The 4408-nt window shown below is 43.3% G+C and carries 4 protein-coding genes; all 4 read left to right on the forward strand.

Features of this window, described 5'->3' with window-relative positions; all coding sequences use genetic code 11:
• A partial coding sequence (locus tag U9Q18_06575) for an HAD hydrolase-like protein (GenBank protein MEA3314022.1) occupies nt 1-233 on the forward strand: 233 nt, incomplete at its 5' end.
• The gene (locus U9Q18_06580) at nt 230-2392 is read left to right on the forward strand and encodes an ATP-dependent RecD-like DNA helicase (protein MEA3314023.1); all 2163 of its coding nucleotides are present in this window, start codon (nt 230-232) and stop codon (nt 2390-2392) included. The genes U9Q18_06575 and U9Q18_06580, both read left to right, overlap by 4 nt.
• 95 nt (nt 2393-2487) lie before the next feature.
• Nucleotides 2488-2988 (forward strand): BREX-3 system P-loop-containing protein BrxF, encoded by a 501-nt coding sequence (gene brxF / locus U9Q18_06585; GenBank protein ID MEA3314024.1) that lies wholly within the window; start codon nt 2488-2490, stop codon nt 2986-2988.
• Between the two features lie 42 nt (nt 2989-3030).
• On the forward strand, nt 3031-4408 hold a 1378-nt coding region (locus U9Q18_06590; GenBank protein MEA3314025.1), incomplete at its 3' end, for a DUF6079 family protein.

A 4408-nucleotide genomic window follows, 5' to 3' on the forward strand; every position in this document is an offset into this window, starting at 1 on the left:
TACTCCAGGCACAGAAAAAATACCAGATTGATCTTATGGATTCGGTTATGGTGGGTGACAGCGCAAAGGACATTGAATGCGCGCGCAGGGCAGGTTGCAGGCTGGGTGTTCTGGTTAAAAGCGATAACTTTTCAAATGCTGAAAAGATTCTGTCAGAAAAGAAAATTTCTCCTGATTATATAGCTTCCGATCTCTATGATGCTGCGATCTGGATAAGCAGTCACTTCCTATGATAACTCTCGAAGGACATCTTGAAAGAATCACCTACTATAACGAAGAAAACCATTATACTGTTGCGCGATTAAAGACAGGTAAGGATCAAACTTCTGTGACCGTTACAGGCTTCATGCCGGCTGTCAGTCCCGGCGAAACCCTTAAAATAAAAGGCAGGTGGGAGATTCATCCAAAATACGGCCAGCAATTAAAGGTCGAGTCATTTGAAGTTATTCTTCCTGCAACAATCAATAGTATAAAGAAATACCTTGAATCCGGTTTTATTAAGGGAATAGGTCCAAAAATTGTTGCCGCCCTGATTAGCCGTTATAAAAATAGAACGTTAGAGATAATTGAAAACAGTCCTGAAAAGCTTGCTCAAGTTAAAGGAATAGGAAAGGTAAAGGCTGCGCAGATAAGCAATTTTTGGAAAGAACATCATGCAATTAGAAGTCTGATGCTGTTTCTTCAGGAAAATGGCATTACAACTTCATACAGCGCAAAAATCTTCAAAGAGTACGGGAAGGATGCCGTTAACATCCTCCGAAATGATCCTTACCGCATAGCCGGTGATATCTCTGGAATCGGTTTTTATGTTGCCGACAGGATAGCACAGAATCTGGGCATTCCAAAAGATAAGCCGGAAAGGATTAATGCATGCATTATTCATATCATAGAGCAATTTGTCTCAGAAGGACATGTTTATGCCTGTGAAGAGCAGATTCTTAAACGCTGCGAGAATCTTTTTCAGATCGAGCCAAGTAAAACCAAAGATGCCATGCTTGCTCTTGCCGACACAGGGGAACTGGTTCTAAAAAAAATTGCGGGCACTGAGGCCTACGCTGTTTATCTAAAAAGTCTGCATGAGGCGGAAACAGGTATTGCCGACAGGATAAAGGCTGTTTTGTCTGTTCCGGTTTCTCCTCTATCTATAGACACAGAACAGATTACGCAGGAAGTATTGAGAAAACTTGCCATCAAACTTTCTTCTGAACAGTTGAATGTTTTGCAGGAATGCCTTTCTCACAGAATTATAGTAATAACCGGAGGCCCTGGAACAGGCAAAACTACACTTATCAGATCTATTAACGCGGTTTTTGAACTTCTTGAAAAACGAATCATCCTTGCGGCCCCGACCGGACGGGCGGCCAGGCGTCTTTCAGAGGTTACACACAGGGAGGCAAGCACTGTCCACAAAATTTTGGGATATAATTTTAAGGACGGTTTTTTTGCTAAAAACCAGGATAATCCGCTTGATGCAGATGCAATAATCATTGATGAAGCCTCGATGGTGGATGTATATTTAATGTTTTATCTGCTTAAAGCAATTTCCATGCACTGTGTATTAATACTGGTCGGAGATGTTTTTCAGCTTCCATCGGTCGGCCCGGGAAATGTTCTTGCCGATATTATCAATTCGAAAAGAATAAAAACTTTTGAGCTAAAGAAAATCTTCAGGCAGGCTCAGGAAAGCCCTATTGTTATGAATGCCCACAGAGTTCGTGCCGGGAAGATGCCTGACCTCAAAAAGGAGTATATACCTGAAAAGCTGTCTGAGTTTTACTTCATTGAGCAAAATAATCCGGACAGGGCTGTTAAAACAATAGTTGAGTTATGCAGTAAAAGAATTCCAAAGGTTTTCAATTTTGACTGTGTAAATGATATTCAGGTGTTAACTCCGATGCACAAGGGCGTGGCGGGGACCGCCAACCTGAACCAGGCGCTTCAAAAGGCTTTAAACCCCGGGTCTCCGAGCAAAGGCGGCCGTTTTAAGATACAAGACAAAGTTATGCATTTAAAAAACAATTATCAGAAAGAGGTTTTTAACGGTGATATCGGAACAATTACCTCCATTGACACGGCAAACAACCATCTTTCCGTGAATTACTACGGCAGGATAGTTGCCTATGATTTTACGGAAACAGAGGAGCTTTCGCTGGCGTACGCCATAACCGTGCACAAGTCACAGGGGTCGGAGTATCCTGCGGTGGTTGTGCCGATAATGACCCAGCATTTTGCTTTGCTCCAGAGGAACCTGCTTTATACAGCAATAACAAGGGGTAAAAAACTGGTAATACTTGTAGGTTCAAAAAAAGCCATAAATATTGCATTGAAAAACGACAGATCGGGAAATCGCCTTTCAGGGCTGTCAAACAGGCTGTCTGTAGAGGCGGTTTAGGAAACCGCCTGAACAATTCTGCAAAAATCTTAATTCTAAGTAATTTGGAGTGTGCAATTTGAGTGCTGGTTACAAGACCTGTTGCTTGACAAAATATGGCTATAACGATAACTTTGAATTTACCCATGGCCGAACTTCTTTCTAATAAAATTATTCAGAAAATTGAGCAAGCCTCCGAATTGTATCACCGGCTGGTGCTTGTAGTCGCGCCACAAGGATCAGGCAAAACCTCAGTTCTCAAAAAAGTGCAACAAATTCTGAGAACGTCTGTTGTAAATGTGAATCTTGAGGTTTCCCGGCAGTTGTTGGAGCTAACGGCTAAACAGCAAGCGCTTCAACTACCTCGTATTTTGGAGGACATTTTACGAAAAGCGGAAATCGAGGTAGCTCTTTTGGACAACATAGAAATTCTGTTTGAGGTGTCTCTTAAACAAGATCCCTTAAGACTTCTTCAGGGACTTTCCCGAAATCGAACAATTGTTGCCTCCTGGAATGGAGAAATAAAGGACAATTATCTGACTTATGCAAGTTCGGATCATCCGGAGTATCGCCGATACCCAGCCCGTGAACTTCTGGTGGTGACACCACAACCTTAACCTTTAGATGGAACCATTAACAGAACAAAAAGGGCGTGAAAAATGAAATACAGGGAACTAATCCAGTTTGAACCCATTGAGTCTGTAGTTCAACTCCGCGATGCTGATCAGGAGACCTCAGCCCGGCAGCTCGTTTCAACTTATGTCATCTCTGAAGAAATGGCAGAAAAACTTACTGAATTGGTCTTTCCCCACCTGCAATTTGAATACCCCACCGACAATAAGGGGCTTTTAGTAGTGGGAAATTACGGTACTGGTAAGTCTCACTTGATGTCGATGATCTCAGCTATTGCAGAATATGCCGATCTTGTGGATGTTATTAGTAACGCTCAGGTTTTAAACACTGCAAAAGAAATTGCCGGAAAGTTCAAGGTAATACGCACTGAAATAGGCTCAACCACCATGTCTTTCCGTGACATAATGGTGGCTGCAATTGAAGAGCATCTCGCATCATTCGGGGTGAACTATACCTTTCCGTCAGCGGGCGAGGTATCCACTAACAAACCGGCATTTGAAGAAATGATGGCTACATTCCATAAAAAGTATCCGGACCATGGCCTTCTTCTTGTTGTAGATGAACTGCTTGATTATCTGCGCACGCGGAAGGATCAGGAACTCATACTTGACCTGAATTTCCTGCGAGAGATCGGAGAGGTCTGTAAAGACATTCGTTTTAGGTTCATAGCCGGTGTTCAGGAGGCCATTTTTGATAGTCCAAGATTTGCCTTCGTTGCCGATAGTATTCGTCGTGTTCAGGATCGTTTTCAACAAATTCTCATAGCACGGAGTGATGTAAAGTTTGTTGTATCTGAACGTCTGCTCAGAAAAACCATTGAGCAACAGGCCAGAATAAGGGAGTATCTGATCCCTTTTGGCAAGTTCTATGGTGATATGAACGAGAGAATGGATGAGTTTGTCCGTCTGTTTCCCGTTCATCCCAATTATATTGATACTTTTGAACGCATTACGGCGGTTGAAAAGCGTGAAATACTTAAAACACTGTCGATTGCGATGAAGCGGAAGATGGATGAAAACATATCTGAAGACCATCCCAGAGTAATTGCCTACGACAGCTATTGGAATACGTTAAGGGATAATCCATCCTTTCGCGCCGTGCCGGACATCAGAGCAGTAATCGAATGCAGCCAGATTCTGGAATCCCGTATCAATCAGGCTTTTACCCGTCCAGCTTACAAAGACATGGCCCTGCGGATTATTCATGCCCTATCTATCCACCGTCTCACCACCGGCGATATTCAAACACCTTTGGGCGCCACTGCCAGGGAACTGCGGGATACGCTTTGTCTGTACCAGCCCGGAATCGAGGATCTGGGTGGCGAGCCGGCAGATGATCTGCTTTCCCAGGTAGAAACGGTACTCCGAGAAATCCACAAAACAGTGAAGAAAGGACTGCAAGCTG

The sequence above is a fragment of the Caldisericota bacterium genome (assembly GCA_034717215.1).
In the GTDB taxonomy this organism is placed as follows: Bacteria; Caldisericota; Caldisericia; order Caldisericales; family Caldisericaceae; genus UBA646.

Coding starts and splice junctions, on each gene's coding strand:
- U9Q18_06580 (MEA3314023.1), top strand. CDS start 230: ATGATAACTCTCGAAGGACATCTTGAAAGAATCACCTACTATAACGAA.
- brxF (MEA3314024.1), top strand. CDS start 2,488: ATGGCTATAACGATAACTTTGAATTTACCCATGGCCGAACTTCTTTCT.